The organism is Actinomycetes bacterium (genome assembly GCA_036000965.1).
GTDB lineage: Bacteria > Actinomycetota > CALGFH01 > CALGFH01 > CALGFH01 > DASYUT01.
On the sequence record DASYUT010000356.1, the window covers coordinates 1 to 13,863 of the forward strand.

The following is a 13,863-nucleotide window of genomic DNA, read 5'->3' on the forward strand; positions in this document are numbered from 1 at the left end:
GCGCCGCAGGGCCGGCACCTTCCAGGACGCGAGCTTGTTGAGCTCCTTGCCGGCCACCCAGATGCGCCCGCCGCTGGGTCGCTCCTCCTTGGTGAGCAGGCGCAGGAAGGTCGACTTGCCGGAGCCGGACTGGCCGACGACAAAGACGAACTCGCCCTTGGCGATGTCGACCGACACGTCGTCGAGCGCGGTCACGTCCGAGCCGTAGACCTTCGTCACATGTTCGAGCTTGATCACAGGGCGCGACAAACCTTTCTGCTGTCATCGGCTACGGAACGGAGCGCGACGCCGAGCCGGCCTCCTGGGGGGAAGGGGCGCCGAACAACGCATGACCTTATCAGACCCGCCATTGGTCGACATGGACGCTCCTCACCCGCCTGCCTCCCGCTCGCACGGGCTGGTCGAAGCCGCGCAGCTCGACTGAGCAATTATACGGAGGGCAGGTCGGCAGGCTGGCAGGTGCCCGACCGAATGGTGCTCCGTAGCGTGCGCAAATCGGCGCCGGCCTCCCCCGCTCCACGGCGGCGGGGACCCCGGACGGCGGGGACCCCGGACGGGCGGGGGTCCCGGACGGGCGGCGGTCACGGGCGGCGGGGTCCCGGACGGGCGGGGGTCCCGGACGCGGCGGTCCCGGACGCGGCGGTCACGGACGCGGCGGTCACGGACGGGCGGCGGTCCTCCTGCGGAGCCGGCCGGCCAGGGGCGGCACCACCAGGAACCCGACCCCGAGCAGCGTGAGGGCCTTGCCGGCCGTCTCCACGGCGGTGTCACGGTAGACCAGGCGCACCTTGGCCTGGGTGGGCACGACCACCATCAGCCCGGGCGAGAGCATCCACGGTCCCTTCGCGCCCTCCGCCCGCCAGTTGGGGAAGTACGACACCTTCACGACATGGGGCTCGCCGACCCGGTCGGTGGTGAACTCGAGCGTGTCGCCATCGTCGCGCGACGGCACGGTCCCGGGCCGGGTCAGGGCCTGCCTCGGCAGGGTGGTCACGGGGAGCCGTCCAGGCTGCGCGAACGCCGCCCGCGCGGCCGGGTCCCCGGCCGACGCGTAGGCCAGCGGCGTGTCCAGCCAGTCGCGGTTGCGGTACCAGGACAGGGAGTTGGACCGCCAGTCGGGGTCGTCGAGCAGCACCGGCCGGAACCGCGGCACCTCGACCAGATGCCCGTCGCCCACCTCGTAGATGGTGAACTTGCCGCTGGTGGCCCGCACCGGGAGCCCGGCCGCCTTCGCGGCCTGCTTGGCCCGGTCGGTGTAGGCGACGTACCAGCGCACCCCGTACATCCGCAGGTGGCGCAGGCCCATCTCGAAGTCGAAGCCCGGGTAGTCGATCCCGGGGACCGCCTGCGTCTGGGTCTCGGAGGTCTCGGCCTGGGTGATGAAGTGGAACGGCGCGTTCAGCGACGACTCGATCAGCAGGCCCTCCATGGTGTCCTGGCCGGCGAACACCGGGATGTTCTCGAGCGTCCTGGTGGTGCCGAAGCTCTCGTAGTCGCGGCTGAACTCCCACATGACCCGGCCCTTGGGCAGCCCCTGCAGGGTCGAGAACAGCGCCTGGGCCTGCGGCCAGCCCGGCTTCACCTCGAACCCCTCGTAGTTGTACTGGGACCAGCCGGGCATGAACGCCCGGTGGCGCCACGACCCGTACAGGGGCGCGGCGACGAGCACCGCGACGACCACCAGCCAGGCCGCACGGACATGCATGCCGCTGCCCCGCTGCAGCAGGCGGGTCAGGCGCGCGGCCACCACCGCCGCCCCGTAGGCGGCCACCAGCAGCGAGAACAGGTAGATGAAAGGCAGCATGCGCGCGTTCCACAACGGTGCCTTGGGTGCGAAGCGGGCCAGGAACGCGAACAGGCACACGGCGACCGCGGCCGGCCACGCGTACAGCAGGATGCGGCGCTCGCCCCTTGCCACCGCCGCCACCACACCGACGGCGGTGAGCACCAGGTACGGCCGGATCTCGGGCGGGAACAGCACCCCGAACGACGACAGCTGCGTCCACTTGAAATGGGCGGTGTACTGGATCCGGAGGATGAACGGCAGCGCCCAGAACGCCGTCAGGCAGAACCCGACCGCGAGCACCCGCGCGACCTGGCCGAGCGCGACCCCGGTGGCCCGCAGGCCGGGCCGCAGCACCAGGATGACGGCCCCGAGCACGAGCACGATCGTGGTGAGGATGTGCGACAGCACCACGGCCGCGACCAGCAGCGTGGTCACCCGCCACCCGGTCCCCTCCTCGACCAGCCGCCACAGCAGCGCCAGGGTGAGCGGCAGCAGGGAGAACGACAGCGCGAAGGGGAACTCCCCCGCCATCGTGCTCGCGATGTTGCCCCCGTAGATCGTGTAGGAGGTCATGAACAGGAACGGCACACTGGCCGCGGCGGCCAGCAGCGGGGCAGGCTCGGGCAGCCGCAGCACCCGGAACGCGCCCCAGCAGGTCAGCGGGAGCGCGAACAGCCCGGACGCGCTCACCGCCTTGAACGCGATCTGGTTGCCGACCAGCGGGGTGAGCGCGGCGATCAGCGTGTAGGGCAGCGGGAAGTAGAAGGTCAGCATCGGGATGCCCGCGAACCAGCCGGTCGCCCAGCCGGTCACCTTGCCGTGGGGCAGCAGGTGCTCGCGCAGGAACGTATCGATGTAGTGGTGGGAGCCCATGTCCCCACCCGCCGCAGTGGTGCGGGAGAAGATAAGGTTCAGGTGCAGCACCTTGACGAGGATGAGATAGATGGCGACGAACGCGGCCACCGTGGCGGCACGGTGCACCCACACCGCGCGCGTGCGGGCCGCGCCGAGCCCCCCGGACCGCACCACTGCAATCGTCGCCAGCCGACTGCACCTCCCGACGAAGTTGGTTCGTTCAATGAAAGCAGGATCGGTATGGTAACGCGGCTCCCGGTCGCCGAGGCGACCGGCTGGGGCCCCGTCCCCCCCTCGGGCTCCTGGCTCCCGGCCGCCACGCTGGACCTCGACGGGAACCGGACGGCCACCGTGTCCTTCGACCGCAACGGGCGCGGCCTGCTCACCCTGATCCTGGACCGGCCCGCCACCGACGCCGACCTCGACGCGCTCGAGCGGGCCGCCGACCTCCTTCCCCACCTGGAGCTCGGGGACCTCGACACCAGGCCCGGCTACCCCGAGGCGCACGCGCGCGCCTTCGGCCTGAGCCGCTCCCTGGCGCCGGGGGCGTTCAACCGGACCGCCGAGGTCGAGCTGGTGGCGCCCTCCGGCCGCCGGCTGCCCTCGACCCTGGGGGCGTTCGGCCTGCCTGCCCGCACGACCTTCGTCGCCGCCCCGGGTCTCATGCGGACCCGTCCGGGACGGCCGGGGAACGGCTCGCGAATCGAGCGCCTGCTGCTCGCCGCCGGACGCGGCCTGGTGGCCGGCACTCGCCTGTCCGCCTCGACGCTGTGCGCCCTCGCCCTCGGCGTGTGCCTGGCGGTGTTCCTGGTCGGGTTCGTGCGCCAGACCTGGACCCTGCACGACCGGTTCGCCACCTACGGGTTCGACGTCGGCATCCACGACCAGGGCACCTGGCTGCTCAGCCGGTTCCAGGCGCCGTTCTCGACCGTACGGGGCCTGAACCTGCTCGGCGACCACGGCGCCTACATCCTGGCCCTGCTCGCGCCGCTGTACCGGGTCTGGCCCGACGTCCGCCTGCTGCTGGCGCTGCAGGCCGTGGCGCTGGCCGTCCCGGCCGTGGTCGTCTTCCGGCTCGGCGCCCGGCGGCTCGGGCACCCGGCCGCCGGCCTGGCCGTGGCCGTCGCCTACCTCGCCTACCCGGCGATGCAGTGGGCGGTCGTGTGGCAGTTCCATCCCGAGAGCCTGGCGGCCGCGTTCCTCGCCTTGGCCGTGCTCGCCGCCGACCGCGGGCGGACCCGGACCATGGCCGTCCTGCTGCTCCTGGCCATGCTTTGCCGGGACGAGGTCGGCCTAGTGGTGGCCGGGTTCGGGGCGCTGCTGGCCGCCACCGGCAAGCGGGAGCTTGGGCTGCGCACCGCCCTGGCCGGCCTGGGCTGGTTCCTCGTCACCACCTTCCTGCTCGTCCCCTGGGCCAACGCCCGGCCCACCGCGCAGTTCGAGGCGACCTACGGGATCACCGGCACCGGGCCGCTGGCCGTGCTGCGCGCCGTGCCCGCGCTCGGCGCCCACGCCGTCGCGACCGCCCTGTCCAACCCCGGCCTGTGGTACCTGCTGCTCGTCTTCGTCCCCCTGCTGGGGCTGCCGCTACTCGCCCCCCGGTGGCTGTGGCCGGTGGCCGCCCCGCTCATCCTCAACCTCGCCTCGGTCCGGCCCGAGCAGCACCAGATCCGCTACCAGTACCTGGCCACAGCCGCGCCGTTCCTGGCCCTGGCCGCTGTGGCCGGCCTGGCCGTGGTGGCCGCCCGGCGGCGCGCGCTCCTCGCCCCCCTGCTGGTGCTGCTGGTGCTGGTCGCCTTCGCCGTGGACCGGCGCGCCGGCCCGGCGCTGTGGTCCCGCTCGGCGGTGGTCGTCCCCGCCTCCCCGACCGACGCGTCCAGGCGGGCGGCCCTGGCCACGATCGACCCTGGGGCGCCCGTGAGCGCCCAGTTCAACCTGGTCCCCCACCTCACCCACCGGGAGGTCGCCTACGAGTTCCCCAACCCGTTCCGGGCGGTGAACTGGGGGCTCCCCGGCGACGCGCATGCGCCCGCCGAGGTCGCGGCGGTCCGCTACGTGATCGTGGAACCGGCCCTGCTCAGTCCCGACGACCGCAAGCTGCTCGACCAGCTCAGGGCCTCGCATGCTTCAGCCGATCCGGCCTCGCATGCTTCAGGCGATCCGGCCTCGCATGCTTCAGGCAGCCTGGAATGGCGCACCGTGTTCGACTCCGGCGGGGTGGTCGTGCTCGAGCGGCGAGGCGGGGGTGCGCCCGCCCTGGACGGAGGCACGCCGTGACCAGCCTGACGATCATCCTGCCCTGCTACAACGAGGCCAGGCGGCTCCCCACGGCGCTGGCGACCTGCCTGGGCTGGTTCCCGGCCAGCCCGGACGAGGTCGAGGTGCTCCTGGTCGACGACGGCTCCACCGACGACACCCTGGCCGTGGCCGACGCGGCCGCGTCGGGCGACGCCCGCGTGCGGGTGCTACGCACCCAGCCCAACCACGGCAAGGGGTTCGCGGTTCGCACCGGCATGCTGGCCGCCCGGGGCGACCGGATCGTGTTCACCGACGCCGACGGCTCCTACACCCCGGCAGAGGTCGAGCGGGTGGCCCTCGCCCTCGCCGTCGCCGACGTGGCGATCGGGGCACGCGGCGGCCTCGACGCTGGCACCGGGACGGTCCTGCGCCGGCTGGCCAGCCGGGTGTTCAACCAGGCGATGCGCCTGGTACTCGGCCTGCCCTATCGCGACACCCAGTGCGGCCTCAAGGGCTTCCGGCGCGACGCGGCCAGGGAGCTGTTCACCAGGGCCAGGATCGACGGCTTCGCCTTCGACGCCGAGGCGCTGTTCCTGGCCGGCCGGCTCGGCCTCGAGGTGGTCGAGGTGCCGGTCCGGGCCGAGGAGCGCGACGGCAGCAAGGTACGGCTGGCCTTGGACGCACTGCGGATGCTCCGCGACATGTGGGGGGTGCGCCGCGCCGCCCGCGGCGGCGAGTACGATCTGGCACCCGCTCACGACCGCAGCGGCTGACCACCGCCGCAGCGGCTGACCACCGCGCGAACCATTGCACCGGCGCTGTTGGGGGCACGCCTCAGGTCCCGCCGGGGCCTGCCCGGATCCGTCTGGCGACCACGATCCCGTCGCTGGCGAAGACGACCTGGAACTCCCCGGCCGGTCCGGTCAGGCGCTCGAACAGCTGCTGCTGGGTGCCGTTGAGGGTCGTGTCGAGCACCAGGTGGTCGACGGCGGCCGGGTCGGGCGGGTTCTCCCCCCGCACCCCCCAGTTGGTCACCTGCCACGGGTTCGGGAACTCGTAGATGTGGACCCGGTGGGTGAGGTGGGGCACCAGGTCGTAGGTGGCCGACACCCCGGCGCCGGCCGGCACCAGGCCAAGCGCGCGGTTCACCGCGGCATGCTTGGCCTGTGGGGACGCCCAGATCCCGCTGCGGTACTGCACCCCGATCGGCGACGGCGACCAGGCCACGTTCGCGGCCAGTGAGGTCGCCGCGACCAGGCCGACCAGGAAGCGCCGGCGACCCGGCCGGCGGCCCAGCCAGGCGCACGCCTCGACCGTTGCCAGGAACACCGCGGCGATCACGATCGAGGTGTAGTGGTAGCGGATCTCGTGGGTGTAGCCGTGGCCGGAGATGACGTTCACCGCGACCTGCGGCCCGCCGATCAGCAGCACCGGCAGGGCCGCCAGGGGCAGGAAGGCGACCGGGGCGAGCAGCTGGGTGTAGTAGGTGAGACGGTCGGGCTGCGTGGCCAGCGACAGCACCCGGTCGGGGTGCCGCACGACGTTCCAGACGATCTCGCCGACCGACCCGCCGAACGCGGGGAACAGCTCCTCGTAGAGCGGGCCGACCCCGCCGTTGGCCCGCGGGATCACGACCTTGGTGGCCAGCACGAACCAGGCCACCCCGGCCAGCGCGGTCCAAAGCCCGGCCTGCCGCTGCCCCCGGAGGGCGAGCACCGCGCCGAGCGCGAGCACGGCCAGGGCGGCGTCCTCCTTGCACAGCAGCGCGACCGCGACCGCCGTCGCGAACCACCGCCAGCGCTCGCGGGTGGCCAGCCAGTAGGCGAACAGCAGCGGGGTGATGATCAGCGCGTCGGGATGGAAGTGCCACCAGTTGATCCACTCGAGCGACGGGTAGAGCAGGTAGGAGGCGGCCAGGACCACGGCCATCCACTGGTTTGCCAGCCGGTCCCTGGCCAGCAGCCAGATCGGCACCGCCCCGAGCGCCATCCAGACCGTCTCGGCCAGGTAGAGGAAGTGAGGGCCGGCACCGAGCCAGTACGCGGGCACGAACAGCAGCGTGATCGGGTTCACGTGATGGCCGAAGTAGTTCAGGCCACGGACGGTGACGAACGGCTCCTTGAACCTGGACAGCAGCCAGATGCCCTGGTCGTAGATGCCCATGTCGAACCCGAAGGTGCCGTAGTTCGACTGCTGGGCCCAGGTGAGGCTGCCGAACACCGCGACGTAGGCGGCGATCAACCCGGCCAGCACCACGACCGGTCCGCGTCCGGCCGCGTCGGGGTCGCCACCGGGCAGATCCCGGTCCACCTCCGGCGTGGGCGGCCGGCCGGAGCGGCCGGGGCACGGCCGGGGCACGGCCGGCCTCACGGCCGCGAAGAGCCTCGACATTCCCTGCCCCAACTCCTGTCCGCCGGGCGAGCGGCCCGGTCCGGCTCAGCGAGCATCTTAAGCCGTGCGCGGGCGCGCCGGTCGCATGGGTCGTCCCTCACACGACCACCCCGAGGTAGCTGGCCGTCCAGGTCGGCCTGTCCGAGGCCTGTCGGCCGCCCGAGGCCTGTCGGCCGCCCGAGGCCCCTCGGCCGCCCGCCGCGCCACATGCCGGCTGGGGGCGTCCTCTCAGCGGCGCCGAGCCGTCGCCCTGTCTGGCACCAGCACGGGCTCGCCGGTGCCGTCGGCAACGGGCTCGGGCGGCACGTCAGCGACCGAGCCCTCCGAGACCGCGCGCGCGACCGCCGCCTGGGGCCTGACGAACACCCAGCGCTTGTAGGTGGTGAACCGGAACACCATGCCGATGGCGAGGCCGGCGGACTGGGCCACGTTGAACCACAGGGCGCCGGTCTTGCCGAAGCCGTTCTCCACCACCAGGATGCAGGCAGCCGCAATCAGCAGCCCCACCCCGTTCAGCAGGAAGAACAGGGTGTACTCGCGGCGCATGCCGGTCTTGGCCCGGTGCCGGAACGTCCAGTGCCGGTTCATGAAGTACGACGACGTCGCCGCCACCGCCACCGACGCGGTCTTGGCCGCCAGCGAAGGCCAGTGCAGCCCGAGGTGCAGCAGGTTGGCCAAGCCGAAGTCGAGCACGGTGTTGAACGCGCCCACGATCCCGAACTTCGCGAGCTCGTGGACCAGGTGCCGCCATCGCTGGTACAGCCCGGTGAGCACGCTCATGCGCACATCCCGCCGACGGGGATGACCGCCAAGTCGTGCCCGTCGCTACGAAGGACCTCGGCAGCATGCTCGGCCGTGGCCATGACGCCGCCGTCGGCAAGCACGGAGACCCGGGCGGTGGTCACCTCGGGCGGCGCGCAGTCGGGGGCACGCGCCCCGGAGATCGGGATCGGGGGTGAGGACATGACACTCCTACGCGAACGGGGAACGGCCCGGGAAGCCTAACCCAAACTCGGTCAAGATCCGGCATCGGGCCCCCGGCTATCCGGCATCGGCGATCCTGCTGACCGCGCGACGGCGCAGCGCAGCGGCGACGAACTGATCGAGGTCGCCGTCCAGCACCGCCTGGACGTTACCGGTCTCCACGTCGGTCCGATGGTCCTTGACCATCTGGTACGGGTGCAGGACATAGGACCGGATCTGGTTGCCGAACGCGATGTCGCCCCGGTCGCTCCGCAACGCGGCCAGCGCCGCCTCGCGTTCCCGGCGGGCCCGCTCGGCCAGCCGCGCGGCCAGGATCTTCAACGCGATCGTCTTGTTGGCCAGCTGCGAGCGCTCGTTCTGCACGGCGACCACGATCCCTGTGGGCAGGTGGGTGATGCGCACGGCCGAGTCGGTCGTGTTGACCCCCTGGCCACCCGGTCCCGACGAGCGGTAGATGTCGATCCGCAGGTCCGCGTCGTCGATCTCGGGGGCGTCGTCGTCGTCCAGCACCGGGATCGCGTCGACCGCCGCGAACGACGTGTGCCTGCGCTTGGCCTGGTCGAACGGTGAGATCCGCACCAGCCGGTGCGTGCCGGCCTCCGCCGACACCAGCCCGTACGCCCGCTGGCCCTCGAGGGTGAGCGTCACCGACTTGATGCCGGCCTCGTCGCCTTCCTGGTAGTCGTTCACCGTCACTTTGAACCCGCGCCGCTCCGCCCAGCGGGTCAGCATCCGCCACAGCATCTCGGCCCAGTCCTGCGACTCGGTCCCGCCCGCCCCTGGGTGGATGGTCACGATCGCGTCCCTGTCGTCGAACTCCCCACCCAGCAGGGCGAGCACCTCGAGCTCGTCGATCGCTCCGGCCAGCTCGGACACGCCCTGCTCGAGCTCGACGCTCACTGAGTCGTCGGCCTCCTCGAGAGCGAGCTGATTCAGGGTCTCCAGGTCCGACAGCTGCTCCGACAGCTTCCCCACGACCGCCAGGTCGCCCTCGACCGCGGCCATGCGGCGCATCACCTTCCGGGCGCGGTCCGGATCGTCCCACAGGTTCGGCACCGCAGCCTGCTCCCGCAGGCCGGCCAGCTCCCGCTCCTTGGCGTCGAGGTCAAAGGAACTCCTTCGCGTCAGCCAGGCGCTTGGCCAGAGCGGCGAGCTCGGGAGCGTGATCGGTGGGCATGGTGTGCGGCATCTCCTGAATTCAGTGACGGGCTTGGGCCGGCGCGCCACCCGGGCGCACCGTTTCCGGACGTACCCACCATCCTACCCGCCCACGCGCCGGAGCCGCCCTGAGCACCCGGCCAGCCCTTCCAACCAAGGCAGCCAAGAGGGGCGGGCCGGGCCCGGAGCGCGTCCGGCAGCACCTACGTACATCTACTGAGCCAGGCACGCGGACTTGGTAGTTGCCCGATCAACCTGTTATCACGGGAGCGTGGCGAACCCGTCGTCGCACCACCGACATGCCCTCGAACCGGTCAGGAGGCGCCAGTCGCGGCCACGCCGCAACCGACTCTTCGCCACGACGTACCAGTTCGCCACGACGACCGCTTCGCCACGACGTACCACCAGGACCGGCGCCACCCAGCCCAGAGCGAGGCCCGGTCCCGCTCAGCAGCACCGCGCCTGGCGTCACCCGGTCCCGTCAAGGCGACGAGGCTCGAGGAGGGGACGCACATGGCCCCAGACGGCGACGAGCGCGACGAGCTGCGACCCCAAGACCCTCGTCAGCGCGAGCGCGACGAGCTGGAACCCGAGGACCCTCGTCAGCCCGAGCGCGACGAGCCGAGACCCCAAGACCCTGTTCAGCGCGAGCGCGAGCTCGAAGAGGTGCGCCGCTCGTTCACCGCGGTCGGGCGCCGCCTCGGCACGCTCGGACAGCGGCAGCGCTTCGCCACCGTTCTGCCTGTGGCCAACAGGCCGGCTGCCCCCGACGACGCCGCCGACGGCACCGGGGGCGACGACGCCCTCGGCACCGGGGCCGACGACGCCGCCGACGGCACTGGGCCCGGGGCCGACGCCAACGGCACCGGCACCGGGGCCGATGCCGACGCCGACACCGACACCGACACCGGCGAAGCCGGTCGCGCCCCTGCCCTCCCGGTGGCAGCGCTGCAGCTCCCCACCGTCGAGCCCCAGCTCCGGCGCCGTCCTCGATGGCTGGTCGCCGTCCTTGCGCTCGGGCTGATCTTCACGGTCGGCCTGCTGCTCGGCCGCACCCTCGACCGCAGCCGCCCGGTCGCCAGCCGCGCGACCCCCGCCCCGTCCACCATCATCAAGACCATCCCGCGGACCGCCACGCCGCCCTCCTGCCTGGCCGCCGTGCGCCAGGCCGACCGGAGCATCGACTACCTCGTGCGCAAGATCCGCGATCAGCGGTTGCGCGACACCCTCGAGTCCTTCACGAAGGAGAGCCGGGCCTGCCAGCGCGCAGGCACGACAGTCACGAGCAACGAGTAAGGGCCCTCCGCCCGACAACTTGTGCAAGCTCGACCCGTCTGGCCCGGGCAGGCTCCTTCTGGAATGCCAATGTTGCTGAGCGGCGAGCCCCAAGGACCGGCGAGCCCCGGCCCGGCGCGATCTCCAGCCACGACCTCGACACCAGGCCAGACTGGTGCGGAACGCAACCACCTGCGCGGCGCAGCTGTCGAGTGGTAGCCTGCACCATGCCCAGCTCCGGACCTCCATCGCGACGGCGAGCCACACCCGCGACGTCCCCACCCGCGGCACAGGCACCTGGCCTGCCATCGCCACTTGACCCGCCGTCACCACCTGGCCCGCCGTCACCACCTGGCCAAGGAGCCGCGCCTCGCGAAGGCGAGCCCGCCAACGCCGACCCGGCTCTGCCTGCGATCGAGCGGGCGATGGTCCGCATCCGCCGGAGCCAGACCAGGCGCACCCTGGGCCGCCGGCTCACCCGCGACCTCGGCCACCCGATCGGCCTCGCTCATGTCGGCGTCGTCGACGCGGTCGAGGAAGGACCAGACCACCCCGGCCAGGAGGTCACCGTCGGCGCCGTGGCCGAGCGGCTGGGCATCGACCCCTCCCGCGCCAGCCGGCTCGTTGCCGACGCCATCCAGGCCGGCTACGTCCTGCGGGTCGCCTCCCAGACCGACGGCCGGCGCATCCGCCTGGAGCTCACCGACCCCGGCCGCGAGCTCGCTCGTACCGTCCACCGCCACCGGCAGGCCTTCTTCGCCGACCTCACCCACGACTGGACCGAGCAGGAACGCGCCGACTTCGCCCGCCTGCTCACCAGGTTCACCGACGCCCTCACCGACGCCAGCACGACCTGACCCGGCGCTCAGACCGTCAAGTACCCTCCCGCGGTCTGCCCGCCACGGCCCCGGGTTCGGGACCGCGGGCGGCACGGGCACGCCGACACGGCGGCATGGGCACGCCGACGATGGGCGTGACCGTCGCGCTGGCCGGAGCGGCTGGAGCTCGCCCTGGCAATCGACGCGCCCGTCCAGGGGTCGCATGCACGCGGCTTCGAGCCGGTGCGCGAGGCGTTCACCCGCGACCTCGTCGAGCGCGGTGAGCACGGCGCGGCCGTCGCCGACGCGCTCGCACGCCGGTTGCGCGACCGCAACCGATAGCCAAGCGGGACCTCTCCGTGGCCGTCCCGCGCTCGCTGGCCACGTATCGTGGACCCAGAGCCCCGGTCGAGTACCCCCGGCGCGGTCCTGAGCTCCCTGACGACTCAGGGGCCACGACCGTGACACCGGCACCCGACCGGCGCTCTGGACCATGACGAGGAGGTTGGCGATGAGCGGCAGGCCCAGCCAGCGGCCGAGCGACCAGGGGGTCCAGCGTGGGACACCGGTCGGCCAGCGGCCCGGCGCCCAGGCGGACGCCCCGCCCGACCGGATCCTGCCGCCGCTGCGGACCCGCCCGCGCCGCCGCTGGGGACGCCGCCTGGCCGGGGTGCTGGTCGCCCTGCTCGTCGTCCTCGCCGGCCTGCTCGTCTACGCCGACTCCCGGCTCAACCGGGTCGACGCCCTCACCGACTACGCCGGCCGGCCCGCGGTCACACCGGGCACCGACTGGCTCGTCGTCGGCTCCGACAGCCGTGAAGGCCTCACCGGCGACCAGAAGAGAAGGCTCGGCACCGGCGACGCCGCCGGCCGGCGGGCCGACACCATGATGCTGCTGCACATCCCACGCGGCGGCGGGCAGCCCACCCTGGTCAGCCTGCCCCGCGACTCCTACGTCCCCATCCCGGGACGAGGCCGCAACAAGCTCAACGCCGCCTACGCCTTCGGCGGCCCCAAGCTGCTGGCCCGCACCGTCGAAGAGGTCACCGGCATCCGCCTCGACCACTACATGGAAGTCGGCTTCGACGGGTTCGCCGCCACCGTCGACGCCGTCGGCGGCGTCCGCATCTGTGTCGACAAGCCCATGAAGGACCCCATGGCCGGCCTGAACATCCCCGCCGGCTGCCAGGTCCTCGACAGCAGGAAGGCCCTCGGCTACGTCCGCACCCGCGCCGGTGGCCGCGGCGACCTGGATCGCGTCGAACGCCAGCGCCAGTTCCTCGGCGCCCTCATCGACAAGGCGACCAGCCCGGCCGTGCTCCTCAACCCGTTCCGCAGCGTCCCGCTGATGCTGCGCGGCACCGACGCCGTCACCATCGACGACGCCGACCACCTCCACCACCTCATCCGCTTCCCCCTGGCCATGCGCGCGGTCACCGGCGGCAACGGCATCACGACCACCGTCCCGATCGCCGGCACCGGCTCGGTCCCAGGCGCCGGCTCGGTCGTCCGCTGGGACCGCCAGAACGCACTCGCGCTGTTCAACGCGCTCAGGGAGGACCGCCCCATCCCAAACCCCGGGCAACAGTAGCCACGAAGCACCATCGCCCTGGCTCGGGCGAGGTCACACCTGCGTGCTCAAGCGTTTACTCCCCCGAGCGTGAATCCGACCAGGTGAATCCGCAGCCGGTTACGTTCACGGTGCGGCTCTGCCCCACGGCGGTTAGGGTCCGGCCCAGATGATGTCGAGCAGCAGGATCGTGCCGCGGCGCTCTCGGATCAGGTAAAAGACCAGGCCCCACTCGCCGAACGCCCAGGTGTGGAACTCCGGCGCATAGCGCGGAGCCCGTTGTCCGAGCCACGGGTCACGGCCAAGCTGCTCGACCGCCTCGGCAAGGGCCCGCTTGCCAGCTGGTACCAGGCTGTCAGTCTGCGCGCGTGCCTGCCGGCTGTACTCGACCGGTACACCCGCTACCGGCGCAGCGCGTCCAGGTCGACGGGAACGTCTCCACCTGGTCGCCGCCTAGAACCTGGTGGCCCGTCGCCAGCGCCTGCTCGTGGGTGGGGCTCCGACGAGCCCAGGCCAGCTGCCACCACGCCTGCATGACCTCGTACAACCGGTCGAGCTGGTAGGTGGTCTTGGCCTCCTCGAGCGCGGCCCGGTACTCGGTGTCGAACTGGGCGTGTAGCGCCTCGGGTAGCTCGGCCCGGACCGATGCGGGCGTTCGCGCGGGTGGCTCGACCCGGCCGGCCGGGCTGGCTTGTGCGCTCATGCTGGCAGTGTACCCGGCCAGGTGGGCGATCGGATCAGCAGGCTCGTGTCGTCCTCTTCCTCGCTCGATGCTGGCGTGGTTGCTG

12 protein-coding genes are annotated in these 13,863 nt (G+C 72.5%); 5 read left to right on the forward strand and 7 right to left on the reverse strand.

Annotation, left to right across the window (positions count from 1 at the left end):
• The coding region (locus tag VG276_31675) for an ATP-binding cassette domain-containing protein (GenBank protein ID HEV8653836.1) at positions 1 to 237 on the reverse strand (237 nt) is incomplete at its 3' end.
• Between the two features lie 421 nt (positions 238 to 658).
• Positions 659 to 2,812, reverse strand: a complete 2,154-nt coding sequence (locus tag VG276_31680) for a 6-pyruvoyl-tetrahydropterin synthase-related protein (protein ID HEV8653837.1) — start codon at positions 2,810 to 2,812, stop codon at positions 659 to 661.
• A 69-nt stretch (positions 2,813 to 2,881) separates the two neighbouring features.
• Between VG276_31680 and VG276_31685 the strand changes: the two genes are divergently transcribed.
• Positions 2,882 to 4,918 carry a DUF2079 domain-containing protein gene (locus VG276_31685; protein HEV8653838.1) on the forward strand — a complete coding sequence of 679 codons (2,037 nt, stop codon included), beginning with the start codon at positions 2,882 to 2,884 and terminating at the stop codon, positions 4,916 to 4,918.
• Positions 4,915 to 5,652 carry a dolichyl-phosphate beta-glucosyltransferase gene (locus VG276_31690; GenBank protein HEV8653839.1) on the forward strand — a complete coding sequence of 246 codons (738 nt, stop codon included), beginning with the start codon at positions 4,915 to 4,917 and terminating at the stop codon, positions 5,650 to 5,652. The genes VG276_31685 and VG276_31690 overlap by 4 nt, the downstream gene beginning before the upstream one ends.
• Before the next feature lie 61 nt (positions 5,653 to 5,713).
• Here the strand turns inward: VG276_31690 and VG276_31695 are convergent, their stop codons facing one another.
• From VG276_31695 to prfB, 4 genes are all read right to left on the reverse strand, one after another.
• Entirely contained in the window at positions 5,714 to 7,270 is a 1,557-nt protein-coding gene (locus tag VG276_31695) for a DUF2079 domain-containing protein (protein ID HEV8653840.1), read from the reverse strand.
• Positions 7,271 to 7,498: 228 nt separating this feature from the next.
• Positions 7,499 to 8,050, reverse strand: coding sequence for a GtrA family protein (locus VG276_31700; GenBank protein ID HEV8653841.1), 552 nt, complete (start codon positions 8,048 to 8,050; stop codon positions 7,499 to 7,501).
• The gene (locus tag VG276_31705; GenBank protein HEV8653842.1) at positions 8,047 to 8,235 is read right to left on the reverse strand and encodes a hypothetical protein; all 189 of its coding nucleotides are present in this window, start codon (positions 8,233 to 8,235) and stop codon (positions 8,047 to 8,049) included. The genes VG276_31700 and VG276_31705 overlap by 4 nt, the downstream gene beginning before the upstream one ends.
• Positions 8,236 to 8,311: 76 nt before the next feature.
• Positions 8,312 to 9,431 (reverse strand): peptide chain release factor 2 gene (gene prfB / locus VG276_31710; GenBank protein ID HEV8653843.1). Its coding sequence is split into 2 segments (ribosomal slippage): positions 8,312 to 9,373 and positions 9,375 to 9,431, totalling 1,119 coding nucleotides; the frame shifts between segments, so codons are not numbered across the junction.
• A 494-nt stretch (positions 9,432 to 9,925) separates the two neighbouring features.
• Here prfB and VG276_31715 point away from each other — a divergent pair.
• The 3 genes from VG276_31715 to VG276_31725 all read left to right on the forward strand — a co-directional run bounded on the left by VG276_31715 (position 9,926) and on the right by VG276_31725 (position 13,096).
• Complete coding sequence (locus VG276_31715; protein HEV8653844.1) at positions 9,926 to 10,708, forward strand: hypothetical protein; 783 nt, start codon at positions 9,926 to 9,928, stop codon at positions 10,706 to 10,708.
• A gap of 404 nt (positions 10,709 to 11,112) precedes the next feature.
• The gene (locus VG276_31720; protein ID HEV8653845.1) at positions 11,113 to 11,544 is read left to right on the forward strand and encodes a MarR family winged helix-turn-helix transcriptional regulator; all 432 of its coding nucleotides are present in this window, start codon (positions 11,113 to 11,115) and stop codon (positions 11,542 to 11,544) included.
• Positions 11,545 to 12,016: 472 nt separating this feature from the next.
• Positions 12,017 to 13,096, forward strand: a complete 1,080-nt coding sequence (locus VG276_31725) for an LCP family protein (GenBank protein HEV8653846.1) — start codon at positions 12,017 to 12,019, stop codon at positions 13,094 to 13,096.
• A 334-nt stretch (positions 13,097 to 13,430) separates the two neighbouring features.
• On the opposite strand, the gene VG276_31730 is transcribed toward VG276_31725, so the two are convergent.
• Positions 13,431 to 13,863: DUF6247 family protein (locus VG276_31730; protein ID HEV8653847.1), on the reverse strand; the 433-nt coding region annotated here is incomplete at its 5' end.